At 56.7% G+C, this 26,849-nt stretch carries 31 protein-coding genes; 23 read left to right on the plus strand and 8 right to left on the minus strand.

Annotation, left to right across the window (positions count from 1 at the left end; translation table 11 throughout):
* Positions 1 to 40 precede the first annotated feature (40 nt).
* The 7 genes from CU102_RS19780 (at position 41) to CU102_RS19810 (ending at position 7,303) form a co-directional block, all read left to right on the plus strand.
* Complete coding sequence (locus tag CU102_RS19780; protein WP_106712816.1) at positions 41 to 997, plus strand: GlxA family transcriptional regulator; 957 nt, start codon at positions 41 to 43, stop codon at positions 995 to 997.
* A gap of 127 nt (positions 998 to 1,124) precedes the next feature.
* The gene (locus CU102_RS19785; protein ID WP_106712867.1) at positions 1,125 to 2,030 is read left to right on the plus strand and encodes a class II glutamine amidotransferase; all 906 of its coding nucleotides are present in this window, start codon (positions 1,125 to 1,127) and stop codon (positions 2,028 to 2,030) included.
* Between the two features lie 35 nt (positions 2,031 to 2,065).
* Positions 2,066 to 2,752, plus strand: coding sequence for a GltB/FmdC/FwdC-like GXGXG domain-containing protein (locus tag CU102_RS19790; RefSeq protein ID WP_106712817.1), 687 nt, complete (start codon positions 2,066 to 2,068; stop codon positions 2,750 to 2,752).
* 23 nt (positions 2,753 to 2,775) lie between these two features.
* Positions 2,776 to 4,104: an FMN-binding glutamate synthase family protein gene (locus tag CU102_RS19795; RefSeq protein WP_106712818.1), complete on the plus strand. Its 1,329-nt coding sequence runs from the start codon at positions 2,776 to 2,778 to the stop codon at positions 4,102 to 4,104.
* Positions 4,105 to 4,189: 85 nt separating this feature from the next.
* Positions 4,190 to 5,497, plus strand: a complete 1,308-nt coding sequence (gene glnT, locus CU102_RS19800; RefSeq protein ID WP_106712819.1) for a type III glutamate--ammonia ligase — start codon at positions 4,190 to 4,192, stop codon at positions 5,495 to 5,497.
* An 84-nt stretch (positions 5,498 to 5,581) separates the two neighbouring features.
* Positions 5,582 to 6,466, plus strand: a complete 885-nt coding sequence (purU, locus tag CU102_RS19805; RefSeq protein WP_106712820.1) for a formyltetrahydrofolate deformylase — start codon at positions 5,582 to 5,584, stop codon at positions 6,464 to 6,466.
* Between the two features lie 159 nt (positions 6,467 to 6,625).
* Positions 6,626 to 7,303 (plus strand): helix-turn-helix domain-containing protein, encoded by a 678-nt coding sequence (locus CU102_RS19810; protein WP_106712821.1) that lies wholly within the window; start codon positions 6,626 to 6,628, stop codon positions 7,301 to 7,303.
* Between the two features lie 120 nt (positions 7,304 to 7,423).
* Here CU102_RS19810 and CU102_RS19815 read toward each other — a convergent pair whose 3' ends face one another.
* From CU102_RS19815 to CU102_RS19850, 7 genes are all read right to left on the minus strand, one after another.
* Entirely contained in the window at positions 7,424 to 7,681 is a 258-nt protein-coding gene (locus CU102_RS19815) for a hypothetical protein (RefSeq protein WP_106712822.1), read from the minus strand.
* 8 nt (positions 7,682 to 7,689) lie between these two features.
* Positions 7,690 to 8,304, minus strand: a complete 615-nt coding sequence (locus tag CU102_RS19820) for a hypothetical protein (protein ID WP_245425428.1) — start codon at positions 8,302 to 8,304, stop codon at positions 7,690 to 7,692.
* A gap of 124 nt (positions 8,305 to 8,428) precedes the next feature.
* Positions 8,429 to 9,826 (minus strand): APC family permease, encoded by a 1,398-nt coding sequence (locus CU102_RS19825; protein WP_106712824.1) that lies wholly within the window; start codon positions 9,824 to 9,826, stop codon positions 8,429 to 8,431.
* A gap of 11 nt (positions 9,827 to 9,837) precedes the next feature.
* Positions 9,838 to 10,005, minus strand: a complete 168-nt coding sequence (locus tag CU102_RS19830) for a hypothetical protein (RefSeq protein ID WP_166648558.1) — start codon at positions 10,003 to 10,005, stop codon at positions 9,838 to 9,840.
* A gap of 10 nt (positions 10,006 to 10,015) precedes the next feature.
* Positions 10,016 to 10,396, minus strand: coding sequence for a hypothetical protein (locus CU102_RS19835; protein WP_106712825.1), 381 nt, complete (start codon positions 10,394 to 10,396; stop codon positions 10,016 to 10,018).
* Between the two features lie 10 nt (positions 10,397 to 10,406).
* Positions 10,407 to 10,724, minus strand: a complete 318-nt coding sequence (locus tag CU102_RS19840) for a hypothetical protein (protein ID WP_106712826.1) — start codon at positions 10,722 to 10,724, stop codon at positions 10,407 to 10,409.
* A gap of 500 nt (positions 10,725 to 11,224) precedes the next feature.
* Positions 11,225 to 11,899, minus strand: coding sequence for a GntR family transcriptional regulator (locus CU102_RS19850; protein WP_106712828.1), 675 nt, complete (start codon positions 11,897 to 11,899; stop codon positions 11,225 to 11,227).
* 102 nt (positions 11,900 to 12,001) lie between these two features.
* Between CU102_RS19850 and CU102_RS19855 the strand changes: the two genes are divergently transcribed.
* The 11 genes from CU102_RS19855 (at position 12,002) to CU102_RS19905 (ending at position 22,543) form a co-directional block, all read left to right on the plus strand.
* Positions 12,002 to 12,604: an amino acid synthesis family protein gene (locus CU102_RS19855; RefSeq protein ID WP_106712869.1), complete on the plus strand. Its 603-nt coding sequence runs from the start codon at positions 12,002 to 12,004 to the stop codon at positions 12,602 to 12,604.
* Complete coding sequence (locus CU102_RS19860) at positions 12,579 to 13,376, plus strand: alpha/beta fold hydrolase (protein ID WP_106712829.1); 798 nt, start codon at positions 12,579 to 12,581, stop codon at positions 13,374 to 13,376. Before CU102_RS19855 ends, CU102_RS19860 begins: the two co-directional genes overlap by 26 nt.
* A gap of 5 nt (positions 13,377 to 13,381) precedes the next feature.
* Positions 13,382 to 14,311 (plus strand): flavin reductase family protein, encoded by a 930-nt coding sequence (locus CU102_RS19865; RefSeq protein WP_106712830.1) that lies wholly within the window; start codon positions 13,382 to 13,384, stop codon positions 14,309 to 14,311.
* A gap of 3 nt (positions 14,312 to 14,314) precedes the next feature.
* Positions 14,315 to 15,361 carry an LLM class flavin-dependent oxidoreductase gene (locus CU102_RS19870; protein WP_106712831.1) on the plus strand — a complete coding sequence of 349 codons (1,047 nt, stop codon included), beginning with the start codon at positions 14,315 to 14,317 and terminating at the stop codon, positions 15,359 to 15,361.
* Positions 15,361 to 16,824, plus strand: a complete 1,464-nt coding sequence (locus CU102_RS19875) for an aldehyde dehydrogenase (protein WP_106712832.1) — start codon at positions 15,361 to 15,363, stop codon at positions 16,822 to 16,824. The genes CU102_RS19870 and CU102_RS19875 overlap by 1 nt, the downstream gene beginning before the upstream one ends.
* A gap of 4 nt (positions 16,825 to 16,828) precedes the next feature.
* On the plus strand, positions 16,829 to 17,158 hold the full coding sequence (locus CU102_RS19880; protein ID WP_106712833.1) for an NIPSNAP family protein: 330 nt from the start codon (positions 16,829 to 16,831) through the stop codon (positions 17,156 to 17,158).
* Positions 17,159 to 17,199: 41 nt separating this feature from the next.
* Entirely contained in the window at positions 17,200 to 18,213 is a 1,014-nt protein-coding gene (locus CU102_RS19885) for an ABC transporter substrate-binding protein (RefSeq protein ID WP_106712834.1), read from the plus strand.
* Between the two features lie 79 nt (positions 18,214 to 18,292).
* Positions 18,293 to 19,171 carry an ABC transporter permease gene (locus tag CU102_RS19890; RefSeq protein WP_106712835.1) on the plus strand — a complete coding sequence of 293 codons (879 nt, stop codon included), beginning with the start codon at positions 18,293 to 18,295 and terminating at the stop codon, positions 19,169 to 19,171.
* A 1-nt stretch (position 19,172) separates the two neighbouring features.
* Positions 19,173 to 19,973: an ABC transporter permease gene (locus tag CU102_RS19895; protein WP_106712836.1), complete on the plus strand. Its 801-nt coding sequence runs from the start codon at positions 19,173 to 19,175 to the stop codon at positions 19,971 to 19,973.
* Positions 19,970 to 21,055 (plus strand): ABC transporter ATP-binding protein, encoded by a 1,086-nt coding sequence (locus CU102_RS19900; RefSeq protein ID WP_106712837.1) that lies wholly within the window; start codon positions 19,970 to 19,972, stop codon positions 21,053 to 21,055. The genes CU102_RS19895 and CU102_RS19900 overlap by 4 nt, the downstream gene beginning before the upstream one ends.
* Positions 21,056 to 21,088: 33 nt before the next feature.
* On the plus strand, positions 21,089 to 22,543 hold the full coding sequence (locus CU102_RS19905) for an NAD-dependent succinate-semialdehyde dehydrogenase (protein WP_106712838.1): 1,455 nt from the start codon (positions 21,089 to 21,091) through the stop codon (positions 22,541 to 22,543).
* A gap of 122 nt (positions 22,544 to 22,665) precedes the next feature.
* On the opposite strand, the gene CU102_RS19910 is transcribed toward CU102_RS19905, so the two are convergent.
* On the minus strand, positions 22,666 to 22,926 hold the full coding sequence (locus tag CU102_RS19910; RefSeq protein ID WP_208113888.1) for a hypothetical protein: 261 nt from the start codon (positions 22,924 to 22,926) through the stop codon (positions 22,666 to 22,668).
* A gap of 133 nt (positions 22,927 to 23,059) precedes the next feature.
* Between CU102_RS19910 and CU102_RS19915 the strand changes: the two genes are divergently transcribed.
* The 5 genes from CU102_RS19915 to CU102_RS19935 all read left to right on the plus strand — a co-directional run bounded on the left by CU102_RS19915 (position 23,060) and on the right by CU102_RS19935 (position 26,846).
* On the plus strand, positions 23,060 to 23,770 hold the full coding sequence (locus CU102_RS19915; RefSeq protein ID WP_208113887.1) for a GntR family transcriptional regulator: 711 nt from the start codon (positions 23,060 to 23,062) through the stop codon (positions 23,768 to 23,770).
* A 29-nt stretch (positions 23,771 to 23,799) separates the two neighbouring features.
* A complete protein-coding gene (locus tag CU102_RS19920; RefSeq protein ID WP_208113886.1) occupies positions 23,800 to 24,630 on the plus strand; it encodes a substrate-binding periplasmic protein in 831 nt (276 codons plus the stop codon).
* Positions 24,631 to 24,742: 112 nt separating this feature from the next.
* Positions 24,743 to 25,408, plus strand: coding sequence for an amino acid ABC transporter permease (locus CU102_RS19925; RefSeq protein WP_106712840.1), 666 nt, complete (start codon positions 24,743 to 24,745; stop codon positions 25,406 to 25,408).
* Positions 25,405 to 26,064 (plus strand): amino acid ABC transporter permease, encoded by a 660-nt coding sequence (locus CU102_RS19930; RefSeq protein WP_106712841.1) that lies wholly within the window; start codon positions 25,405 to 25,407, stop codon positions 26,062 to 26,064. The genes CU102_RS19925 and CU102_RS19930 overlap by 4 nt, the downstream gene beginning before the upstream one ends.
* Complete coding sequence (locus CU102_RS19935) at positions 26,061 to 26,846, plus strand: amino acid ABC transporter ATP-binding protein (protein ID WP_106712842.1); 786 nt, start codon at positions 26,061 to 26,063, stop codon at positions 26,844 to 26,846. The genes CU102_RS19930 and CU102_RS19935 overlap by 4 nt, the downstream gene beginning before the upstream one ends.
* The last annotated feature ends 3 nt before the right edge of the window (positions 26,847 to 26,849 follow it).

The following is a 26,849-nucleotide window of genomic DNA, read 5'->3' on the forward strand; positions in this document are numbered from 1 at the left end:
CTCCTTGCACCAAAGAGACGGATACATATAAATTTGAGCCATGTCGCTCAAAGCATCCGCTATAACTCAAACGTTCGGCTTTCTTCTTATCGAAAATTTTGCGCTGATGTCGTACGCGTCGGCAACCGAACCGCTCAGGGCCGCCAACCTTCTCGCCGGAAAAACGTTGTACAATGTGCGGCCGCTGTCGCGTGACGGGGAGAGCGTACGATGCTCCGCCGGGATAGAAGTCCCCTGTGAAGCAATATCCGCCGCAGGAAGCGAGTGCCACACTTTGTTTGTATGTGCTGGCGGCAGACCGTCGGACTGGCTGCAGGCGCACGGGATCTACGGCGTTCTGCGCCGCCTCTCGCGCCAAGGGGTGCGTCTCGGCGGGATATCGAGCGGTTCGTACCTGCTTGCCTCCGCCGGGCTTCTGGATAACCGTGATTTCACCATCCACTGGGAACACGCTCCTGCGTTGAAGGAGGCTTTTCCGCATCTCTTGCCCCGCCAGGCGCGCTATGTACTTGACGGTAACCGCATTACTTGCGGTGGTGGTGTTGCGCCCCTGGACATGATGCACGCCGTAGTGGCCGAGCGATTGGGTCCGGCGTTTGCGCGGCGCGTCAGTGACTGGTACCTGCACACGGCAGTTGCCGAGCCAGGGGCTCCGCAACGGGCCTCGACCGTGGAGCGCTTTGGAACCCGGCACCCGGCGTTGATCTCAGTTCTCGAGAAAATGGAGGCGACGATTGAGCGGCCTCTTGACCGCTCTGCGATGGCGGCTTTTGCTGGTGTCAGTACCCGACATCTAGACCGTCTGTTTACACAACAACTTAAGTCCAGCTTCCTGGAAAAATATAAGCATATACGCCTTCAACACGCACGGCGTCTTTTGGAGCAGAGCCCGCTCTCTATAGCGGAAGTTTCATTTGCGACGGGATTTTCAAGTCCGGGGCACCTATCAAGGTCATTCAAAATCTATTTCGGCATTTCGCCAAAAACCGTTCGATGACTGGCTTCGTTTGCTGTGGCAGCTGATTGTCGAATCTTGCCTTAAAAGAATATTTTATTCCTGCAGATTGATTTGGGAGCAGCACTCTGCTAGCAATTGCATCATCGACAAGAAGGAGATGGGTGCCATGTGCGGCATAGTTGGACTGTTCCTGAAAGACCGTAGCCTTGAGCCGCAATTGGGAGCCCTGCTTTCGGAGATGCTCATCACAATGACAGATCGAGGGCCGGATTCGGCAGGCATTGCAATATACGGCTCACCGGAGTCGGGAAGAGCCAAAGTCACCATACAATCGGCGAGCCCCAAGGCTGATTTCGACGGACTGGACAGAGATCTGGGGAAGGCTGGAGTGCCTGCCACAGTAAAGGTGAAAAGCACGCACGCAGTCATTGAAGTCGATTCACTCAGGCTCGATGATGTTCGGCTCGTCTTGTCCGAAATCAGACCCAACGTACGTGTCATGGGTTCCGGCGACAGCATAGAAATATACAAGGAAACTGGGTTGCCAAAGGATGTTGTCTCCCGTTTTGATGTCCGGGCCATGAGCGGTTCGCATGGCATCGGGCACACACGGATGGCTACGGAATCGGCGGTCACTACGCTCGGCGCGCACCCCTTCTCGACAGGTGCCGATCAGTGCCTGGTGCACAACGGTTCGCTATCCAATCACAACAATCTACGGCGGGTACTTGTCCGCGAAGGCATGAGTTTCGAGACCCAGAACGACTCTGAGGTAGCCGCCGCTTACCTCACCTCGAAGATGGCCGACGGCAATGATCTGGGCGAGGCACTAAAGAGCGCGCTGGATGACCTTGATGGCTTCTTCACCTTTGTTGTGGGCACCAAGTCCGGCTTCGGCGTCGTGCGTGATCCAATTGCGTGCAAACCAGCCGTGATGGCTGAAACTGACCAGTATGTTGCCTTCGGATCTGAATATCGTGCGCTGGTCAATCTGCCAGGGATTGAGAATGCCAGGGTCTGGGAGCCGGAACCGGCCACCGTTTACTTTTGGGAACACGACAAGGCCGCCTGACGCGCGGCACTCAACATGGGGAAGATTTAAGAGCCATGCCAGTTTTCGATCTATCAACAATGCCCCTGCGGGAACTCAACAGCGCGCTGCACGCTCTTACGGCAGGATCCAATGATACCGAATTCAAAGTTATCAACCCGCGCGGCAGCCATGCGGTTGCTGTAGGCGTTGATGCCCCGGTCTCCGTGCAGATAAAAGGTTCGGTCGGCTACTACTGTGCGGGAATGAACGATGGCGGGGCAATCACGGTTCATGGCTCTGCGGGACCGGGCGTCGCTGAAAACATGATGTCCGGAACGGTAATTATAGAGGGTGACGCGAGCCAATATGCAGGAGCCACCGGACGGGGTGGTCTTCTGGTGATCAAAGGAAATGCGGCATCCCGCTGCGGCATCTCAATGAAAGGCATTGATATTGTCGTTCACGGCAGCATCGGCCACATGTCAGCATTCATGGGGCAATCCGGTCACCTGGTGGTGCTCGGGGACGCTGGCGATGCTTTAGGGGATAGCCTTTATGAAGCAAAGCTTTTCGTGCGGGGAACCGTAAAAAGTCTCGGCTCCGACTGCATCGAGAAAGAAATGCGGGCTGAACACCTGGCAAAACTCTCCGAGATTCTTCAGCGGGCGGGCATCACTGGTGTCAGGCCGGAAGAGTTCAAGCGCTACGGCTCGGCGCGCAAACTCTATAATTTCAACATTGATAACGCCGAAGCCTACTGACGCAGCGGAAGGGGTTCCACGCCATGAGCTATCACAATCCATACACGCCACCGCGTAAATCGGCGACATTCGACGATTACACGCTCGCGGAAATCCGGCGCGCAGCGGCCACAGGGATTTATGACATCCGTGGCGCTGGCACAAAGCGTAAGGTTCCGCACTTTGATGACCTGCTGTTTCTCGGCGCGTCGATTTCCCGCTATCCGCTCGAAGGTTACCGTGAAAAGTGCGATACATCTGTCGTACTCGGGACACGTTTTGCCAAGAAACCGATCCAGCTCAAGACACCAATCACCATTGCAGGCATGAGTTTCGGCGCGTTGTCCGGCAATGCGAAGGAAGCGTTGGGGCGCGGGGCGACGATCGCCGGCACATCCACGACAACCGGTGACGGCGGCATGACCGACGAGGAACGCGGCCACAGCCAGACGCTCGTCTATCAGTACCTCCCGTCCCGCTACGGCATGAACCCGAAGGATCTTCGCCGTGCCGACGCCATTGAGATTGTGGTGGGGCAAGGTGCCAAACCGGGCGGCGGCGGTATGCTCCTCGGCCAGAAGATCTCTGATCGCGTTGCCGAGATGCGCACTCTTCCAAAGGGTATCGATCAACGTTCGGCTTGCCGCCATCCTGATTGGACTGGCCCGGACGATCTCGAGATAAAGATAATGGAACTTCGCGAGATCACCGACTGGGAAAAGCCGATCTACGTCAAAGTGGGAGGTGCACGCCCATATTATGATACCGCCTTGGCGGTGAAGTCTGGAGCAGACGTCGTCGTGCTCGACGGAATGCAAGGGGGCACTGCCGCGACGCAGGATGTCTTCATCGAAAACGTCGGCATGCCGACACTTGCCTGCATCCGTCCGGCTGTTCAGGCATTGCAGGATCTCCGTATGCACCGCCAGGTCCAGCTGATTGTCTCAGGCGGCATCCGTTCGGGCGCTGATGTGGCGAAAGCACTTGCTCTCGGGGCCGATGCTGTTGCCATCGGCACCGCGGCCCTTGTGGCGCTCGGCGACAACGACCCCCATTGGGAAAAGGAATACCAGGCGCTCGGCACCACTGCAGGAGCTTATGACGACTGGCACGAGGGCCGGGACCCTGCCGGTATCACAACGCAGGATCCTGAACTTTCCAAACGTCTTGATCCTGTTACCGCAGGACGGCGTCTTGCCAACTATCTAAAGGTCATGACCCTCGAGGCCCAGACAATAGCAAGGGCATGCGGGAAGAACCATCTTCATAACCTGGAACCGGAGGACCTGTGCGCCCTCACAATGGAAGCGGCGGCAATGGCGCAAATCCCGCTGGCGGGTACGAACTGGTACCCCGGAAAGGGTAACTTTTAGCCACGAGCCCGGCAGGCTGCCCTTTGGAGGATGCGGCCCGCCGATCTTGTGCAACTGGGTGTCTGAACTAATAAAGGGGAATGACGTGACACTTGATCTTTCTACATTCGCTGCTGAAAACGGCGTCAAATACTTCATGATCAGCTATACGGACCTTTGCGGCGGCCAGCGGGCCAAGCTTGTTCCCGCACAGGCGATTGCCGATATGCAGAGAGATGGCGCGGGTTTCGCGGGCTTTGCCACATGGCTGGATTTGACCCCCGCCCACCCGGATCTGTTTGCCGTACCGGACGCAGGATCAGTCATCCAGCTTCCCTGGAAAAGGGACGTTGCTTGGGTTGCTGCCGACTGCATGATGGAAGATGCGCCAGTGCAACAGGCTCCACGCGTGTTGCTGAAACGGCTGGTCGGTGAAGCGAGACAACAGGGATTGAGGGTAAAGACGGGCGTGGAGCCCGAATTTTTTCTCGTCACGCCCGATGGGTCGCAAATCTCGGATCAGCGCGACTCGGGAGAAAAGCCCTGTTACGATCAGCAGGCAGTCATGCGCCGCTATGATGTCATTGCCGAAATCTGCGACTGCATGCTGGAACTCGGCTGGAAGCCCTACCAGAACGATCATGAGGATGCGAACGGCCAGTTCGAAATGAACTGGGAGTATGATGACGCGCTGAATACGGCGGACAAACATTCATTCTTCAAGTTCATGGTCAAATCGATCGCCGAAAAACATGGTCTGCGCGCCACCTTCATGCCCAAGCCGTTCAAGGGTCTCACAGGCAATGGCTGTCATTGTCACATATCCGTCTGGGATGTTGAGGGCAGGACCAACGCTTTTGCGGACAAACGGATGCCGTTCGGTCTGTCGGAAAATGGCAAGACATTCCTCGGCGGAATAATGAAACATGCCTCGGCTCTCGCGGCGGTCACGAATCCCACGGTTAATTCCTACAAGCGCATCAATGCGCCGCGCACGGTTTCGGGCGCGACCTGGGCACCCAATTCAGTTACCTGGACTGGCAACAACCGCACGCACATGGTCCGGGTGCCAGGTCCGGGACGCTTCGAGCTGCGCCTACCTGACGGGGCAGTTAATCCTTATCTGCTTCAGGCAATCATCATAGCTGCTGGCCTCAGCGGACTGAGAACCAATGCCGATCCTGGCCGACACTATGACATAGATATGTACAAAGACGGGCACACCGTCACCGATGCACCGAAGCTGCCCTTGAACCTGCTCGATGCCTTACGTGCATACGAATCGGACGAAGAACTTCAGGTCGCCCTGGGAACGGAGTTTTCCTCGGCATATCTCAAGCTCAAGCACAGCGAATGGAACGCATACTGTTCCCAGTTCACAGAGTGGGAACATCAGACAACCCTGGACATATAGGGCTATCTGTAAGCCGCGACCATCTCTCGGCCGTCAAAACGGTCCAGTCCGGAGCGCAACTAATCCGCTGACCTTAGGGACACCATGTCGAAACTTATTCTCAACGTAACTTGCCCTACCCGCCGCGGGATTGTTGCGGCAATCGCCACCCATCTTGCGGACAACGGCTGTAACATAATCGACAGCGCCCAGTTTGATGATGTCGACACGGGCCGTTTTTTCATGCGCGTCACAGCGGTTAGCGAGACGGGATCCACCTTGGCCGACATCAGGGCAGGATTTGAAGACGTCGCGGCGAAGCTTGAAATGGATTACGACTTTCACGACGCTGGCGAGAACATGAAGGTTATTCTCATGGTGTCCCGCTTTGGTCATTGTCTCAATGATCTGCTTTACCGTTGGAGGATTGGCGCGCTTCCAATCGACATCGTTGGTGTGGTTTCAAACCATCTCGATTATCAGAAGGTTGTTGTCAATCACGATATCCCGTTCTTTCATGTTCCTGTTACCAAAGCGAACAAGACTGAGGCAGAGGCGCGCCTTCGCGATATTGTTCGCGACAGTGGAGCGGACTTGATCGTTCTTGCCCGCTACATGCAGGTGCTTTCAGACACCCTTTGCAAGGAGATGTCGGGGAGGATCATCAACATCCATCATTCTTTTCTGCCATCCTTCAAAGGGGCGAACCCATACAAGCAAGCGTATCAAAGAGGCGTGAAACTAATCGGTGCCACGGCGCACTACGTGACGGCCGATCTGGATGAAGGTCCGATTATCGAACAGGACATCGTGCGTATCACCCATGCCCAAAGCCCCGAGGATTATGTAGCACTCGGGCGCGACGTCGAAAGCCAGGTCCTGGCGCGGGCCGTGCATGCGCATATTCACAGGCGTGTGTTCAAGAACGGCAACCGTACCGTCGTTTTTCCCGCAAGTCCTGGCAGTTACGCTTCCGAACGTATGGGCTAGGCGAACTGAACTTTCTGTATCGGATGATAATTTTGGTATTGGGTCCGGATTTGGACTTCCGCTAGGGGATTATAAGAGCTTCGAGCAGCAATATTTTCTTCAGGGTTGAAGAAATTTCACTCTCACGATAGTATATAGTGAAAGCCCTTAGAGGAAAATATGGACAACAAAAGCAGACAAGCAACCGCGCAGAATGAAAAGCTAACGCCCGTTTTTTCTCAAGATCCCCATGCAGTTCGGGAACCGAAAGAAAACAATCTTGAGATAGCGATTGGTCACGAGGTACGGGCATATCGAAAGAAGCTAGGAATAACGGTCTCTGATCTTGCGGTTACCACTGGTATTTCGCTTGGCATGCTGTCAAAGATCGAAAACGGCAATATTTCACCGTCCCTGACGACCTTGCAATCCCTCTCGCGGGCTCTTGGTGTCCCGTTAACAGCATTCTTCCGGAGATATGAAGAGCCGCGAAATGCGGTATTTGTGAAATCCGGGCAAGGTGTCGAGGTCGAGCGGCGAGGCTCGCGCGCCGGCCATCAGTACAATGTGCTCGGTCACATCGACAACAACACCAGCGGTGTCGTTGTCGAACCTTATCTCATCACTTTGACTGCTGATTCGGATGTCTTCCCGACCTTTCAGCACTTAGGCATTGAGCTGATTTACATGCTTGAAGGTGAAGTGGCCTACCGCCATGGTGATCAGCTCTACTCAATGCAACCCGGAGACAGTCTATTCTTTGACTCGGATGCACCCCACGGGCCTGAAATCCTGGTAAAGCTGCCCGCCCGTTATCTGTCGATTATCAGCTACCCCGCCAACGCTGCCCAACGCTGAAGCCATCACCGAATGGCTCCACGGAAAGCATCGACGCGGATGCTGGACTAATGTCTGACGCCGACAAGGACAGCCGGCGTCGGGCAACCTCTCCTATGGGGTGCCACCGTCCGCTTAATTTTATGACCGTGTAGCGGACCGAATTCTGGCCCGGCGATAAGCATCGGGTATAGAAAGCGCCCAGACAAAAAGTCCGCCCGCGTTGCGGCCGATGAAGGACTGATCGGGCGTCGTCGTCGAGTAGGTTATCATTGAAAACAGGGCTACAAAAAAGGCGAAGGCTAGGCCCCGGGTCGCTTGGCGCACCGCCACATGACCAGCTCCGGGTAACACAATTGCCAAGGCGAGGACCAGATAGGGATTTAATGGCTTAAGCATGGGCGACTTCACGCTGCAATGTGATCGGAAGTTGTGAATGTGCTTTCCGTCAGGGCGGCGCTCAACACCAAGGCCTCGGAAATTGCTCTGCTCACCAGATCCGGAGGGATTGATGCCAGCAGAAAACGGGTCTGACGAAGCAACAGATGCATGCCTCGATCTCCTTGTGCTGCCTGCCGGATAAGTCGAGCGCCGCCCGGGGTGACAACCGCCTCCTTGACGGTAGGATCGGCAAAGAGCCTGGTGAACACCGCCGAGACGTTTTCCACCTGAGACGGCGTGGCCTGCCCGTCGCCTCTCATCAAAAGCGAAGTGCCTATCTCCGGCGGCATCATCCATTCGGGCAACTCGTGCACAAGTGAATAATATTCAGCGCCAGTCGGCCGAGCCAGCGCGCCTATGACCGGTCGCTGCAATCCGTCGGTTTTACTCAGCGTAACTATCAACCAGAGCTGAGGCAGCCTACGGAATACCATGGTGTCCGCAATGAGCTCAATTTTGACCTCCTGGTGTCTGTCGAGACGTGTCACGAGCGCCGGAAACTGGTCCGGCGCGACCACGACACGAGCGTCACTGAACAGCTTGGCCGCCTCGTCAAGAAGCCCGCGGCGTTGGGCGAGCACGGCCCGATGCTCCCTGAGAGCAAGAGCTCCTATCCACAAGCAGCATGCGGTAACGAAAACCCCCAACACCATCTGTGTGATCATTGCGCGCATACCACCCTGGCTGATGTACGTTTCACGCTAGTCAGTACCCGCGCGGCTTGGGCCACGGCATGGTAAACTGATCACCCCGCCGAACGAACTGGTAGCGCCGGAAGTGGAACCAAAGCGATGCGATGATGTAGAAGCACAGCATGGCGATCAGTTGAGTGCCGTAACCGAGGAACACTGCAAAATAGGCTGTTGAACACAACGTGAGAAGCACAATCGTCGGCAGCGGGTGGAAGGGATGAACATACCCGCGCTTGATAGTATCCAACGGCCATTTATTGCGGAACATTATCATGTTGAAGGTCATGAACGTGTAGCCGAGCAGGCCGGAAAGGATCGAGAAGGTTACAACTTGATCAAGAGGGGCACCAAGCGCAAAGATGAGCGCGATCGGCACGAGGAACACGATGGCCCGGTATGGCGTGCGATAAACCGGATGCACGGCGCCAAACCAGCTGGGCAGATAACGGTCGCGGCCCATCGAGAACCATGCCCGCGAGGCATCGTTGATGCAACCGTTAGCCGAGGCAAGAGTAGCGAACATCGTGCCCACGAAGAGTAGTACCATCAGCCAGCTGTTTCCTGTTACGCGGGCGGCGTCAAAGAGGGGCGTGCCAGCCTGGCCGAGATACTCCCAGGGAATGAGGCCCGAGCAGACATACCACGTCATGGTTGCTGCGATCAGCAGAGTCATAATCCCCGCCATCGTGCCGTAAGGTAGCGAGCGCGCGGGCGAACGCACTTCTTCTGCTGCCTGGCAGGTACCCTCGATACCGAGATAATACCAGAGGCCGAAGTGGAGCGAAGCGACAATGCCGACCCACCCATAGGGCAGCGGATCGTTGGTGATCGCAGAGAAATCGAGCGGCACACTCGAAGCACCGAATTGCACCGACAAGAACAGGACGATGATAGCAAGGAACGCGATGGCGGTGATCACGAGATTGAACGTTAGTGTCGCCAATACGCCGCGATAGTTGAGCCACGCCAAGAACATGATGGAGAGTACGATAAAGGGGTGCTGGTCGAGGCCCGAATGGCCTTGGATGCCAGCAACTGTATCAAGCAGAAAGCCGACGGTGATGGCATTGGCCGCTTCCAGCATCGTATAAGCCATCACAAGGAAAAGACCTACATTGAAGGCCATCAATGGCCCAACGATATGTTTCGCCTGTGCGTATTGGCCACCTGCTGCGGCAACAGTAGAGGTAACCTCCGAGTCGATCATGGCCACGCAGGTGTAAAGTAGCCCCGCAACCCAACAGGCAATCAAACCCGCGATCATGCCCCCCTTCCCGACCGAGAAGTTCCATCCCATGTATTCGCCGACCAGCACGATCCCGACGCCGAGCGCCCAGATGTGCGCGGGGCCGAGTACCCGCAGAAGCTGGAGACGTTCAGTCTGCGTCTTGCTTGTTGTTCCATTTGCCATGGTGGCCGCCCTCAGATGATGTGACGTTCTGCCGTTGCCTCAATCTCGCCTTCGCGTGAGGAGGTCAGCAGATCGTTGTCATAGGTTGAATCGGTACGGATCAGGTCGATGATCATCAGCGCGCCAAACATTAACGATAGCCCCCACGCCACGTATTCCAGCTTGCTCCACACATCCATGATGGCCTCCCTATCTCTTCTCGCCGAAGCGTTCTTCTATGACTTCACGGTATTCTCTGTCGGACAGCCGTACGACCAGAACGAAATAGCCGACGACCAGCACCGCCATGACAACCAGGGCTACCCAGCTGAAGCTGTAATCGAAACGGGCTGTGATGATGTTGTTGGCGGCAGCGGGATCTGTGATACCGAGCGCGGCCCATTGCTGCTGCTCGGCGGCGTTCTGGCCAAGACTCTGCCAGGTCGGGTTGGCGACAGGGTTAGGCACCTTTGCCGCCCCCGCAAGCCCCATATAGAGCGGGATATAGAGAGCGCCGACCGTCAGAACGAGCAGTGTCAAAACGTCGAATACCTGGCCGAAAAGTCCTTGCTTTGGGGGTTTGTAAGCCATTCTGCCCTCCTCAACCCCGACGCCGACGCATCTCGTCGAGATGCTTGATGTCGAGGCCATAGATGAAGTGCTTGTCTTCAGTGTAGTGCCGAAGCATGGCAATTACCGCCGCTGTGTTGAAGAAGAGCACGAAGCCGCAGGCGACAGAGAGAATAATGCCAATTTCAGGAATGGAAATGTAGGACCATACACGCACGAGTGCGAACCCGAGCGTGCTCCAGAGCACCAGGACGAAAAGTATCAGACCTGCCCGGTCACGAGCATGCATTTGATCAATGCGCCGGGTAAGGCTGGCATCAACGGAATGCGGGATTGCTGCAGCTTCCATATTTTATCCCCTTTGTTTTAGCCGTTTTCCGGTTCTTATTATTTCATGTGTGGCAACTATTTTGCCTGTGGGGAATGTGCGACAAAGTATCCAACGTGTCAAGTGAAGCCTCAGGGGACGAATAATCGCTTATTGAAAACGGAAACACCGCATGCGACCGCTGTCGATTTGACCGGTTAAAAAAGTTCAACAACTCTCAAGTTCGGCAGCAGAGCATCCGGTTCCACTGCCGAGATAGTGGCGGACCATCTTGGTCGGACGAAGAATGATCCGGCACAGCGATGGTTGCGAAAGCGTAACCCGCCAAAGCACCCAATTTGACCGGTCCGTTTTCGTTGGCAACGATCAAGAACCTGCTGACTATCGGCTCGCGAAAGTTGATAGCATCAACCATACCAGTCGGTCCGAGCTTTCCGATGAGCTTTGCAAGAAGCAGAAATCGTCGTACATCAACCCGATATGTTGAATAGCCAGAAGTCGCCGCCGGCCGATGTTCGAACTTATTTCAGTATTGACTCGGCGATATTCCGCGCTTCCTGAATATGGTTGCGGCAGGCATTCGCCGCTGCTTCTGGATCATTGCGCTCAATCGCCGCGAAGATTTCACGAATACGCGCCGGACCTGCGACGATCCGGTCGCCGGTGCTGAGCGTCATCACGCGAAGCCGGGAAATGCGGCTGTTCAAACGCCGTACAATTTCCCAGGCAACGTCATGTCCGGCGGTTGTGAAGATGATCTCGTAAAATTCCGTGGTCACATCGAGGATCGTCGTGGGATCGTTCTTGCGCGATGTGCGGTCGAGATCATTCAGCACATTCCGAAGCTTGGTCTTTGTCGCGGCGTCCACACTGCGCGCACAATCGGCAACCGCCGCCGACTCCAGTGCAGCCCGAATATCATAAATCTGCCGGGCTTGATTCCAATCCAGCCGGGCAATGATTGGCCCCTGCTTTGGCAGCATTTCCACCAGTCCCTCGGCATCCAGGTGGCGGATAACCTCCCGGATCACCGAACGGCTTACCCCCAGCTGGTCGCACAGCGTGCGCTCCACAAGACGCTGCCCGGGCTCGAACAGACCAGCAATGATTGCATCACGGAGCCGCTCAAGGGCGATCTCCCGTAAGGTAGCCGGGTGGGTGGCAATTTTCAGTGAGTCCAAGCCGGTTTTTTTCATGATCTCTCTTAATCTGAAAAGAAGAAGTAAACAAGGTCTTGACACGTGGTCTTATGGTATACCATCATATGAGGATACAGAGAAGCTGTTCTGGAGACGATGATGGCAATTCAAATCCGCAAGACTCTGCTGCAGGTGGAGTCGGTTCTTATCGAAGGTGACAGGGCCTCATCACAGCCCTTGACGCTGTATACCGCCGCCGCCGTTGTCACGAATCCTTGGGCTGGACGCGGATATGTCGAAGACCTCCGGCCCGAAATTCACACTGCCGCACCGGTACTCGGTGAATTGTTAACGAAGATGATCATCGACGCCGTAGGGTCGGGAGATGCCGTCGAAGCTTACGGAAAAACAGCGGTTGTCGGTCTGAACGGTGAATTGGAGCATGCGTCAGCGCTCATCCACACACTGCGCTTCGGGAACCACTATCGCGAGGCCGTTGGCGCTAAATCCTACCTTGCCTTTTGCAACACACGCGGCGGTGCAAACGCACCAATCATGATCCCGCTGATGGACAAGAACGACGAAGGTCGCCGTTCGCACTATCTGACCATCCAGACGGCTATTCCCGATGCGCCTGCGGCGAACGAAATCGTTGTGGCGCTTGGCGCATCAGTGGGAGGCCGCCCGCACCATCGCATCGGCAACCGCTATCAGGATTTGGAGGAAATGGGCCGTGATGTTGGCAACCCCGCAGCGATCTAGGACGCCAAAAGGCGCGGCCTACCTCGAGAAAGGCGCGGGCGAGCCGCTCCTGCTGATCCACGGGGTCGGTATGCAGCTTGAAGCGTGGGGCCCACAGATTTCTGCGCTTTCCGACACGCATCGGGTCATCGCCGTCGACATGCCCGGTCATGGCGGGAGTGAACGGATCGCGCCGGACGCTCGGCTCGACGGGTTCGTTGCTTGGCTGTCGGCCACTATTGACGATCTCGGTCTCGACAGTCTGAACGTTGCTGGTCATTCGATGGGTGCTCTCATCGCCGGAGGAATTGCCGCAACACAGCCGCACAGGATTAGGCGTGTCGCTCTGTTGAACAGCGTCTACCGCAGGAGCCCGGATGCTCGAGCAGCAGTTCGTGCCCGCGCTGCCGAAATTCTCAAGGGTGGTCACACCGACTATGATGGCCCTCTGTTGCGTTGGTTCGGCGAGGACAATCAGCACAGCGAAGCTTACCGCCTTACACGCAGCTGGTTATCGGATGTCGATCCAAAGGGCTACGCGACCGCCTATTCCGCATTTGCCGAAGGGGATGCGTTTTATGCCGATTGTTGGCCGTCGGTGCAGTGCCCTGCCCTGTTTCTGACTGGAGCAGATGACCCAAATTCCACTCCGGCGATGGCAATCGCAATGGCTGATGCGGCGCCGCGTGGATATTTTCGGCTCATCGAAAATGAGCGGCATATGGTCAATCTGACCGCACCAGTGGCGGTAAATGCCATTATGCGGGAGTGGCTTGCAAGGGAGGCGCCATAACGGCCATGACAACTATCGATCCAAGAACCCTTCGCGACGCATTCGGAGCCTTTTTGACAGGCGTCACCGTCGTGACGACCTACAGCCAGGATGAAGAGCCGATCGGCTTCACGGCCAACTCCTTCACTAGCGTATCGCTCGATCCACCACTACTGCTGGTCTGCCTTGCTCGCACTTCCCGCAATTTCGAAACGCTTACGAATGCAAAGGGATTTGCGGTCAACATTCTGTCCGAGGGACAAAAGGAGGTTTCAAACACGTTCGCGCGGCCGGTAGAGAACCGCTTTGCCCAAGTTGACTGGCAGAAGGGTCCACATGGCTCACCCGTATTCTCGGACGTGGCTGCATGGTTCGACTGCTCGCTGCATAAAATCACGGATGGCGGCGATCACGTTATTCTTATCGGCAAAGTGGAGGCCTTCGCAAATGGACTCTCCAATGGCCTTGGTTATGCACGGGGCACATATTTTACGGCGTCGTTGACTGGGCAGGCGGTATCTGCAGCTGCCTCCGATTCCGACGTCATGGTCGGTGGGGTCGTGGAGCGGGACGGAGAGATTCTGCTGCTAGAGAATGAAACAGACAAGTTCGAGCTGCCCGAAAGCATCATCACCGGCGCTGCAGGACCGGACGGATTGCACGATTATCTGACAATGACGACAGGCCTTCCGATCTCGGTCGGGCAGATCTACTCCGTCTATGAAAATCGTGCATCAGGACGTCAGCATATTGTCTACCGCTGTACGGCGGGTAACGGCGTCCCCAAAGCCGGTCAGTTCTTTTCCATCAAGGATTTGCCGATTGCCCGCATAGCAACGCCCACAACCGGTGACATCGTCCAGCGGTTCGCCGCTGAAAGCAGCATCGGAAATTTCGGCGTCTATTTCGGCACCGAACGCACCGGCAAGGTGCACCAGATTGGCAGAAAGGTCTGATCCATGAAGTTCTCGCTGTTCGTGCATATGGAGCGTCTGGATGCTGGCCAAAGCCAGCAAAGCCTTTACGATGAATTCATTAAACTATGTGAAATCGCTGATCGCGGTGGAATGCATGCGATCTGGACCGGCGAACATCACGGGATGGATTTCACCATTGCGCCCAATCCATTCATCAATCTCGCAGACCTTGCGCGTCGAACAACAAACGTAAGGCTCGGTACGGGCACCGTGGTTGCACCGTTCTGGCATCCGATCAAGCTCGCCGGCGAAGCCGCGATGACCGATATTATCACGGATGGCCGCCTCGACATCGGTATTGCGCGCGGCGCATATAATTTCGAATATCAACGGCTTTCGCCAGGTCTCGATGCATGGGGCGCCGGACAACGACTGCGAGAGCTTATTCCGGCCATCAAGGGCCTGTGGGCCGGGGACTACGCTCATGAGGGCGAATATTGGTCGTTCCCTTCAACCACATCGGCGCCGAAGCCCCTACAAAATCCTCATCCGCCGATATGGGTTGCCGCCCGCGACCCCAACTCGCACGACTTTGCGGTAGCGAACGGCTGCAACGTGCAGGTTACGCCCCTCTGGTTCGGCGATGAAGAAGTCGAAAGCCTGATGCAGCGCTTCAACGATGCCTGCGCCAAATATCCAGACACGCCGCGCCCGAAAATCATGGTCCTTCGACACACCTATGTCGGAACAGATGAAGCGGACATCCAGCAAGCCGCAGGCGAGATAAGTGTCTACTACAATTATTTCGGCGCCTGGTTCAAAAATGAAAAGCCAATTAGTCAGGGGCTTATCGAGCGGCTTACACCAGACGAAATCGCCGGGAACACAATGTATGCGCCGGAAGCAATGCGCAAAAACAATGTCGTCGGCACGCCGGACGAGGTGATCGCCCGGCTGAAGCACTATGAGACGTTGGGTTACGACGAGTATTCCTTCTGGATCGATACGGGCATGAGCTTTGCCCGCAAGAAAGCATCACTCGAACGATTCATCAACGAGGTCATGCCGGCGTTCGCGGAGGCTCATTAATGCGCAAATTTCAGCACTATATCGATGGCGAGTTCGAAGACGGCGAAGCCAGGTTTGAGAGCATCGACCCCGCCACGGGTGAAGCCTGGGCCGAGATGCCTGAAGCGAAGGAAAATGATGTTAACCGTGCCGTGAATGCCGCCGAGCGCGCTCTGACGAGCGGGGCATGGGCGACCATGACCGCTACTGCGCGCGGAAAGCTTCTCTATCGCCTTGCGGATCTTGTGGCTGCCCACGCACCTGCCCTTGCAGAGCTCGAAACTCGAGATACCGGCAAGATCATTCGCGAAACATCGGCGCAAATCTCCTACGTTGCCGACTATTACCGCTACTACGCTGGCCTGGCTGACAAGATCGAAGGCGCGTCTTTGCCAATCGACAAACCCGACATGGAAGTCTGGCTCAAGCGAGAACCGGTCGGGGTCGTTGCCGCGATCGTTCCTTGGAACAGCCAGCTCTTTCTTGCCGCGGTCAAGATCGGCCCGGCACTGGCGGCTGGCTGCACGCTTGTTGTTAAAGCCTCGGAAGACGGCCCTGCCCCGCTGCTTGAATTTGCGCGCCTCGTCCACGAAGCAGGCTTCCCGAATGGCGTTGTCAACATCATCACCGGATTTGGCACCGAATGTGGTGCCGCGCTTACGCGCCATCCGAAGGTCGCCCACATTGCCTTTACCGGTGGACCCGGAACGGCCCGTCATATTGTCCGCAATTCGGCGGAAAATCTCGCAAGCACGTCGCTGGAACTTGGCGGCAAATCGCCCTTCATTGTTTTCGCAGATGCCGACCTTGAAAGCGCGGCGAATGCCCAGATTGCAGGCATATTCGCCGCAACCGGCCAAAGTTGCGTCGCCGGCTCAAGGCTGCTCGTCGAAGCTTCGATCAAGGACAAATTCATCGAAATCCTCAAAGCAAAAGCCGAGGCGATCTGGATCGGCGCACCAGACAAGATGGAGACGGAGGTCGGGCCGCTTTGCACGCTTCGTCAACGCGCGTTGATTGAGCGGGTGATAGCAGACTCAGTTGCTGCTGGAGCAAAGCTCATAACCGGTGGTAGCGCTCCAGGCAAAGCCGGCTATTATTTCCGTCCCACCATCATCGACTGCGACGCTATCTGCTCGCCATCGGCGGAAATGGAACTGTTCGGGCCAGTGCTTTCAGTTCTGTCCTTTACCGGTGAGGAGGAGGCGCTGGCGCTCGCCAATGACACACCGTTTGGACTTGCTGCCGGCGTTTTCACCCAGAACCTTGCCCGCGCCCATCGCATGACACGGCAAATCCGCTCTGGAATCGTCTGGATCAACACCTACCGGGCTGTTTCTCCCATCGCGCCTTTCGGCGGGTATGGGCAATCAGGGCATGGACGCGAAGGAGGCATGGCGGCAGCACTCGACTTTACCCGGACGAAAACGGTGTGGCTGCGAACATCCGACGATCCAATTCCCGATCCATTCGTGATGCGGTGATGCCATGTTTTACGAAGTGCGCACATACCGGCTGAAAAATGGGGCAATCCCCGAGTACCTGAAGGTTGTGGGAGAAACCGGGATCGCCATTCAAAAACGTCACCTTGGCGAGCTGGTCGGCTACTTTTATTCGGAAATCGGACCGATCAACGAAATTGTCCACATCTGGGCCTTTGCCAGCCTCAATGACCGGGAGGAACGAAGGGCCCGCCTGATGGCAGATCCCGACTGGCAGGCCTTCCTGCCACGCATCCGCGATCTCATTGAGGTCGCAGGAAACAAGATCATGAAACCGGCCGCGTTCTGGTCGACTGGCGGGAGTCCGCAAGGCTGATCGCAGACAAACATAAACAACAACAATGGAGAAATGGGAACATGCGTAAATCATTCATCATGGCAGCCGCGGCTGCCGCAATTGCATTCACTGCACCGGCCTTTGCCACTGAAATGGTCTTCACCAGTTGGGGTGGTACGACGCAGGACGCGCAGAAAGCTGCTTGGGCCGATAAATTCACAGCTGAGACCAAGATCAACGTTCTTCAGGATGGTCCAACCGACTACGGCAAGATCAAAGCAATGGTTGAATCCGGTAATGTGAACTGGGATGTCGTCGATGTGGAGGGCGACTATGCGGTACAGGCCGGCAACAAGGGCATGCTCGAGAAGCTCGACTTTAAGGTGATCGACAAATCCAAACTGGATCCGCGTTTTGTAACGGACTACAGCGTCGGCAGCTTCTATTATTCCTTCATCATCGGGTTTAACGCCGATGCTGTGGGCGCTGAGGGACCGAAGACGTGGGCCGATCTGTTCGACACAACCAAGTTCCCGGGAAAGCGAACGTTTTACAAATGGTCGGCACCCGGCGTGATCGAAGCCGCTCTGCTTGCCGATGGCGTAACGCCAGATAAGCTTTATCCGCTTGATCTCGACCGCGCCTTCAAGAAGCTGGACACCATCAAGAAGGACATCATCTGGTGGAGCGGCGGCGCTCAGTCGCAGCAGCTTCTTGCTTCCGCGGAGGCCCCATACGGCATGTTCTGGAACGGAAGGCTCACCGCGCTTAAAGCAACCGGCGTGAATGTCGGCGAATCCTGGGAGCAGAACATCACTGCTGCCGATGCACTCGTCGTGCCAAAGAGCGCCAAGAACCGTGATCTCGCCATGAAATTCATCGCTTTGGCGACCAGCGCTCAGGGGCAGGCAGATATGGCAACCGCAACCGGCTATGCCCCCGTCAATACGCAGTCGGGTCAGCTGATGGATGCGGCTTTGCGCAAGACGCTTCCAGATCAGCAGGGCGCAAGCCAGGTAAATGCCGATATGCGCTACTGGGCCGAACATCGCGATGAGATCGGTGAGCGCTGGTACGCGTGGCAGGCAAAATAAAAGCCCCCCACGCATTCGGCCCGGCCATTGTTGTACCGGGCCGAATGTCGCTTCAAAAAAACGCCGAGGGATCGTCAGGATGAGTGTCATGACCAGCACAACCAGCTTTGCACCGGAGCTTAGGCAGCGGCGGCGTCCGTCTGGTTTCGCCTACATTGCGCCGGCTTTGCTGCTCATCGCGCTATTTTTTATCGTTCCGATTGCGTCGCTGCTCCTGCGCAGCGTTCTTGAACCAACGCCCGGTTTGAGCAACTACGCCGAGCTTTTCGGGTCCTGGACCTACGTGCGAATATTCGCCAACACATTTCTGGTTTCTGCGCTGGTCACTTTGTTGTCGGTCATCATCGGCTTTCCCGTAGCGTGGCTGCTGGCGATCATACCCAACAGATGGGGATCCGTGCTCTTCGCGATCATATTGCTGTCGATGTGGACCAACCTCCTTGCCCGTACATATGCCTGGATGGTTCTGCTGCAACGGACGGGTGTCATCAACAAGACCCTTATCAACCTTGGCCTGATCGATCAGCCGCTGGTCATGGTCAACAACCTTACCGGCGTCACCATCGGGATGACCTATATCATGCTGCCGTTTATCATCTTGCCGCTGCGCGGCGTCATCAAAGATATTGAGCCGGGCATTCTGCAGGCGGCTGCGCTGTGCGGTGCCACCAAATGGCAATGCCTCTGGGGGGTGCTCATTCCCCTTGCCCTGCCCGGTATCGCGTCGGGGGCGCTCATGGTCTTCGTCATGTCACTTGGTTATTTCGTCACCCCTGCGCTTCTGGGCGGCACGGCCAATATGATGGTTGCGGAAATGATCGCCCAGTTTGTGCAGTCGTTGGTCAATTGGGGCATGGGCGGAGCCGCTGCCCTGGTGTTGCTCGTCGTCACGCTGCTTCTCTACGCCATCCAGCTGCGGCTGTTCGGTGTTGGGCGCATTGGCCAGGAAGGACAGTAAGGTGCTGCTGAATTTCGACAAACTTGGCATGTGGAAATGGGTCCTTACCGGTTTTTCGGTTCTTGTTGCCCTGTTCCTGCTTGTACCTATTTTGTTTATCGTGGCCCTTTCCTTCGGGTCATCGCAGTGGCTTATCTTCCCGCCACCCGGTTGGACACTGCGCTGGTATCAGGAACTTCTCGCCGATCCACGCTGGCTCGAAAGCGCCCTTACAAGTGCCAAGATTGCAATCATCGTTACCCTCTGTTCAGTGATACTCGGCCTGTTAGCCTCATTTGGTCTGACCCGCGGCCGCTTTGCCGGGCGGGAAACGCTGCGCGCGCTATTCTTAACCCCGATGATCATGCCGGTCGTTGTCCTTGCCGTGGCCCTTTACGCCTTCTTTCTGAAAATCGGGCTCAACGGAACCCTATTGGGCTTTGTTATCGCACATCTCATTTTAGCCCTGCCGTTCTCGATTATTTCGATCGGCAATGCGCTCGATAGTTTTGATCGCTCCATCGAAGATGCAGCCATACTTTGTGGCGCCCATCCGTTGGAAGCCAAATTGCGTGTTACGCTGCCTGGCATCCGACATGGATTGTTTGCCGCCGCAATTTTCTCATTTCTCGTTTCGTGGGATGAGGTGGTGGTGGCCATCTTCATGGCAAGCCCCACCCTCCAAACGCTTCCCGTCAAGATCTGGGCGACGTTGCGCCAGGATCTCACACCGGTGATCGCCGCCGCCTCGACACTGCTTGTTGTCTTTACTGTGGTGCTGATGATCGTCGCGGCACTTTTGCGCAAAGGATTCAAATCATGACCGTGCCATTTCTGCAGATTCGTGGCATCCGCAAAGAATATGGCGCGGTGACCGCCGTGGACGACGTGACGCTAAACGTGGAAAAAGGTGAGTTCCTGACCTTTCTCGGCCCGTCCGGCTCCGGCAAGAGCACAACGCTGTACATTCTTGCCGGGTTCGAAAATCCGACAAGCGGCGATATCTTGCTTGAGGGCAAGACTCTGCTCCAAACGCCGTCGCACAAGCGCAACATCGGAATGGTGTTCCAGCGTTACACGTTGTTTCCGCACCTTTCTGTTGGTGAGAATATCGCCTTTCCTTTGCGGGTGCGCAGACTGCCGAAAGCAGAAATCGATGAAAAAGTGCGCCGCATGCTCAAGCTTGTGCGTCTGGAAGGTTATGAAGACCGCATGCCGGCCAAGATGTCGGGTGGGCAGCAACAGCGTGTCGCGCTCGCACGCGCACTGGCCTATGATCCGCCTGTCCTGTTGATGGACGAACCGCTGTCAGCGCTCGATAAGAAACTTCGCGAAGAAATCCAATACGAAATCCGGCGTATTCACCAGGAAACATCGGTCACCATCCTCTACGTCACCCACGATCAGGAAGAAGCCTTGCGGCTCTCCGATCGCATTGCCGTGTTCAGTCGGGGTGTTATCGATCAGACCGGAACTGGTCCCGAGCTTTATGCGAATCCTGCTACGCGTTTCGTCGCACAATTCATCGGCGACAGTGACTTCCTCAAAGGCGTGGTTGCAGCCACCAGTGGCGGGTTGGCGGATATACATCTTGGCGACGAGACGGTCGTGACGGGCGTACCCGTTCACGGAAAGGCAACGGCCGGCGGGAATGCGGCCGTCATGCTGCGACCGGAGCGCATCAATTTGTCTCGAACTGCAGGAACCGATCGCGCAGGTATCGCAGCAACTGTCAACGACATCACCTTTCTTGGCAACAACACCCATGTGGCGACGGTAACCAGCGCCAATGAGGCGCTTTCCGTACGGCTTCCATTTGGCGATACGGCAATCAACGGGCTGACAACAGGTGAAAAAGTCTGGATCACTTGGGATCCGGCAACCACCCACGCCTTCTGCGATTAGCCTGGCCGACATTTCAACTGAGGAAACACGATTATGGTCCTCAAGGACTCAACTTTATTCCGCCAGGCAGCACTGGTCGGAGGACAATGGATAGAAGCAAACCCGGCAAACTCCAATCTGATAAGGAATCCCGCAACCGGCGATAAACTCGGATACGTACCAGAACTCGGAACGCTTGAGACAAGACAGGCGATAGATGTGGCAAGGGTCGCCCAAAAATCCTGGGCGCGTCAGACTGCCAAGGAACGGTCCAACGTGCTTCGGTGCTGGTTCGAACTCATACTGCAGCACAAGCAAGAACTTGCCAGGATACTCACGCTGGAACAGGGCAAGCCGCTCCTCGAAGCAGAGGGGGAAATTGTCTACGGCGCAAGTTTCATAGAGTGGTATGCCGAGGAAGCACGCCGCGTTTATGGCGATATCATTCCCGGGCATCACAAGGACAAGCGTATCCTGGTGATGAAACAACCTATCGGCGTCGTTGCAGCCATCACCCCGTGGAATTTTCCAAATGCAATGGTTACCCGCAAGGCTGGTCCGGCATTGGCTGCGGGATGCGCCGTCGTCCTGAAACCTGCTCCTCAAACACCCTTCTCTGCCCTTGCGCTTGCTGTCCTTGCCGAACAAGCGGGACTACCGGAGGGCTTGTTCAGCGTGATCACCGGTTCCGCGGTGGAAATTGGGGCGGAAATGACCTCCAACCCGATCGTGCGCAAGTTGACGTTCACCGGTTCGACCCCTGTCGGAACAGAGCTCTATCGGCGGAGCGCGGGCACGATCAAGAAGCTGGGACTGGAACTTGGGGGCAATGCACCTTTCATCGTCTTCGACGATGCCGACGTGGAGGCTGCCGTCGAAGGCGCCATGATCGCCAAATTTCGCAACAATGGGCAAACCTGCGTCTGCGCGAACCGCATGTACATTCAGAACGGTATCTACGACGCATTCGGACAGAAACTTTCGGCGAAGGTGGCAAAACTTCGGGTTGGAAACGGCCTCGAAAGCAACGTCGATCTCGGGCCTTTGATCAATGCTGCTGCGGTTCAAAAGGTTGAGGACCATATTTCCGACGCCATCAGCAAAGGCGCTCGTGTCCTCTCGGGCGGAAAGGCGCACTCATTGGGCGGTACATTCTTCGAACCTACCGTACTTTCCGATGTCACCGTGGGGATGCTCTTCGCGAGCGAGGAAACCTTTGGGCCTGTGGCCCCGCTGTTTCGCTTCGCTGATGAAGACGATGTGGTGCGCCAGGCGAACGACACCGAATTCGGGTTGGCCGCATATTTTTATTCGGCAGACTTAGCGCGCGTGTTCCGCATCGCAGAAGCTCTGGAGTACGGAATGGTGGGCGTCAACACCGGGTTGGTTTCGACAGCGGAAGCTCCTTTTGGCGGAGTTAAGTCCTCCGGACTTGGCCGCGAAGGATCCAAATACGGAATCGATGATTTCCTGGAGATCAAATACGTCTGTCTCGGCGGCATTACCTGATCGGCGTTTCCGCTTTGGTTGAAAGACGCCAGCGCTCAGGCTGCGCTGCCCAAGTTCCGGCTATCCACCGCCGATAATGAGAACATCGGCGGTCAATTCCAGTGCATCTTGCCTATGACTGCTCACGGCGACGCAAATGCCCCAGCGTTGGTTCGAAGCGCCTGATCGTGATCCTTTCCGTGACGCACGCCGAACCAGTTCAGGAGACCGCCGCGTATGCGCGCAAACGCCTGATCGGCAACGTCGCGCGGACGTCGCATGGCAATGCGTTCCTCGTGAGCGATGACACCGCCCTTCATCACCAGGACGCGATCAGCTAGGAGAACGGCCTCTTCTACGTCATGAATGACCGGAAGGACTACACAACCATGCCGCTGCCACAACTCCGTTCCTGTGCCTTAAGTGCCAAGCGACATAGTTCGTCCGACGCAAACCCAGCACAGAGATGCCTGGCAGTGAACTATTTGACAAATCCAATGAACTTGCATACTAGTAAACAAGTGGAGGAGAAATCTGATGAACATTCTGGCAGGTGTCCAGCTCGCTCGTAATGAACCGATCGGTCGGGAGCTCTATGCCGCATTGCGCGAGCGCATCCTCACCGGCGCGCTAAAGCCAGGTGACGCGATCTCTGAAATCCAGGTTGCAGACGAATTGGGCGTCAGCCGTACGCCTGTGCGCGAGGTGTTTCGACGTCTTGCTGACGAAGGGCTCTTGCGCATCCTGCCCCAAGTGGGGACCTTCATTTCCCCCATTCAACTGAGGGCAGTCTACGACAGTCAATTCGTTCGAGAGACGTTGGAGTGTCGAACCGTTCGCATCGCATCGGAACGCCAGACGCGACAGGACGCCGATCGGCTCGAAGACTTCTTGACTCTGCAGACCCGTGCGATCCGCGACGGCAACCTGGCCGGCTTCTTCCGCGCAGACGACGATATGCACACCTATCTGATCGGTATGGCCGGGCGTCCAGCCATTTGGAGTCTGATCCAGGGCGTCAAGGCACAGCTCGACCGGGTCCGTTTCCTGTCACTCGAAAGTGGCGAGTGGTTGGACCGGATCATGGAACAGCACAGAGCCATCATTGCTGCGGTGCTGGCTGGCGACGCTGACAAAGCCGAAGCGGCTATGCGCATTCATCTGCAATCCGTCTTTCAGACCATCGAGAGGCTGGCCGAGACCCAGAAAGCATTTTTTGAAGGCGAACGCGACCTCGTCAGACCTTAGGTCGAACACAACAAAGTGGAGGATAGTCAGTGTTGAAATTTTCAAGCATCCCTGCCGCGGCGGTCATTGCATCTTTCGTGGCGTTCGGCGCGTCCGCGGCCGACGTCCCGGCCCCCGGCGCAAGCCCGCGCATCGACGCGATCAAAGCGGCTGGCACCTTGCGTGTCGGCGTTCTGGCCAATACCCCCTGGTTGATCGAGAACACGTCCGGCAGCGGGGAACCATTTGAGGGTCCGGCCTGGATACTGGCCAAGGAATACGCCTCCCGCCTCGGTGTCACGCTCCAGCCGGTTCCGGTCAGCCATGAAACCAAGGTTCCCGTGCTGGCCGCCAATCAGGTCGACATGAGTATCACGCCGCTCGCCGAGACCCCTGAACGGCTCAAGGTCGTCGACTTTGTCCTCTACTCCAAGACGAGCGTCTGCATCTTCGGCCGGGCCGACAACGAGAAGTTCGCCGCAGCGGCGAATGTCGATGCGATCAACGACCCGAGTTTCAAGGTGGCGTTCTTCATCGGCGGTGCCGAAGAGAACTGGGTCAAGGAGCGTTTCGGCAAAGCAGAGCTACGTGGCGTCACGTCGTCGAGCGCGCCAGCGCCCATCGAGGAGATCATGGCCAAGCGCGCCGATGCGGCGCCGATTAACCGGGTCCAATGGGTGTTGTTGAACAAAAAAGTGCGTGGTCTCATGGCGTTGCCGAAGGAAAACAACTGTCAAGACTCTGGAGAAAAGGCGGCCCCCGTCGGCCTCGCCGTCGACAAAGGCCAGGATGTCTATCTCGAATGGCTCCGGACCGTCGAAGCCGAGATGCAGGACAAGCTGCGGGCTGATGAAGAGCGCGTCATCGGCACGATGAATTGAGGCTTCATTTCGCCGGTAGCGGCGGGCCGGTTGCTTCGATCGGACAAAACCTGCACGGACCCATGCTCCGCCGCCACAGCGGCGGAGGGGAGGTCTGGTTTCGGAGAGTGGAATGGATTTCGATTTCAGCCCTGTGACCGACAACTGGCGCTACCTCGCCACTGGTCTCGGCATAACACTGTTGCTCAGCATATTGACCGTTGTCTGCAGCCTCATTGCAGGCACCCTCATCGCCCTCGGCCGCATGTATGGTCCAACCTGGCTGCAAAAGATTCTGACCTTCTACATCGACTCGCAGCGGGCTATCCCCGTGCTGGTTGTTCTCGTCTGGATCTATTTCGCCCTGCCAGTGCTGACCGGGGTCAACTTTCCGCCGTTCTGGGCGGCGCTCCTCGCGCTGACCTTGCACATCTCGGCGTACGTTGCCGAAATCGTACGCGCGGGCATTAGCTCGGTACGAAATGGACAGACCCAGGCCGGTCTGGTCCTCGGCATGTCGCCGCGCCAGGTGCTCACCAAGATTATCCTGCCGCAGGCGATTATCCGTATGCTGCCGTCGATTGGCTCTATTATCTCCATCACCATCAAGGACACGGCGATCGCCGCCGTCATCGCAGTACCCGAACTTATGAAGCGCGCTGAGACGGTTTCGGGCCAGACCTTCCGTCCAATGGAGGTATTCACAACGATTATGGTGGTTTACTTCCTCGTATTGTTTCCGACGACACGTCTGATCGACCGCCTCTACGATCGCGTGTCCTACAGGGGGCGGTCATGAACCTCGACTGGAGCGTTGTCTGGCAATTCTCGGGGACGCTGGCCAAGGGCGCCGGCATCACGATCCTGTTAACCATCGCGACAATGGCGGTGGCTGTGCCTGGCGGCATCGTGCTGGCGCTGATGCGGCTATCCCCCAACCGTGTGTTAAATTGGATGGCGCTTTGTTTCGTGGAATTCTTCCGCAACATCCCGCTCATCCTGCTGGTCTACTGGAGCTTCTACGTTCTGCCAGTTCTTTCCGGCCTGACGCTGCCGCCTTTCACTACGGGGCTGGTTGCGCTCGCCCTCAATGTTTCAGCCTACAATTCTGAGACGTTTCGGGCCGGCATCAATTCGATCCGCAAGGGGCAGAGCGAAGCGGGGTTAGCACTCGGCATGAGCCACATAGAGGTGATGCGAAAAATCGTGTTGCCGCAGGCAGCGCGGCGCGTCCTGCCGGTCCTGGCGAGCACCTGGGTGTCACTCTTCAAGGACACGTCGCTGGTGTCGGTGATCGCCGTCGGAGAACTGGCGCATACCGCGCTTGAGATCCGTTCGCAGACGTTTCGCATCCTGGAAATACTGACCGCGATGGCAGTGATCTATTGGGTTCTTGGTTATCCGCAAGCAAAACTTGCTGACTGGATCTACAGAAAATGGGGAGTGAAGGAATGAGCAACGTGACTGAGGCCGATTTCGGCCGCAAGAACGCCAGTTCCACCCCGGTCGTCGAATATCGTGACGTTCGGAAGCAGTACGGCAATTTCACCGCCCTGGACGGCGTATCCGCGCGGGTCAATCGTGGTGAGGTACTGTGCCTGATCGGCCCGTCAGGCTCCGGCAAATCCACTCTGTTGCGCACGACCAATGCACTGGAGGTAATTGACGGCGGCCAGCTCTATTTCGATGGGCATCCCCTCCCCAGCTCCAAGGCCGAAATTCGCAAGGTTCGCCAACGCATGGGAATGGTGTTCCAGAGCTTCGAGTTGTTCCCGCACAAGACGGTGCTCGAGAACATCACCATTGGGCCTTTGACCGTGCTCGGCATTTCGGAAGCAGAAGCGAACGCCCGCGCCCGCGTCCTGCTCGAGAAGGTGGGCCTGACCGACAAAGCCGACCGTTACCCGGCCAATCTGTCTGGCGGCCAGCAGCAGCGCGTGGCCATCGCGAGGGCGCTGGCGATGGAGCCGGAGGTGATGCTGTTCGACGAACCAACGTCTGCACTTGACCCGGAAACCATCGGCGAGGTGCTCAACGTCATGAAGCGGCTGGCCGACGAAGGCATGACCATGGTCGTGGTCACACACGAGATGTCATTCGCCAGGCGTGTCGCCGACTGGGTCGTCGTGTTCGACCACGGCAAGATCGTTGAACAGGGACCGCCGGCCCAGATCTTCGACGCGCCACGCGAGGATAGAACGCGCAACTTCCTCAGCCATCTCGGCTGGAACGGTTGACCT

The organism is Phyllobacterium brassicacearum (assembly GCF_003010955.1).
In the GTDB taxonomy this organism is placed as follows: Bacteria; Pseudomonadota; Alphaproteobacteria; order Rhizobiales; family Rhizobiaceae; genus Phyllobacterium; species Phyllobacterium brassicacearum.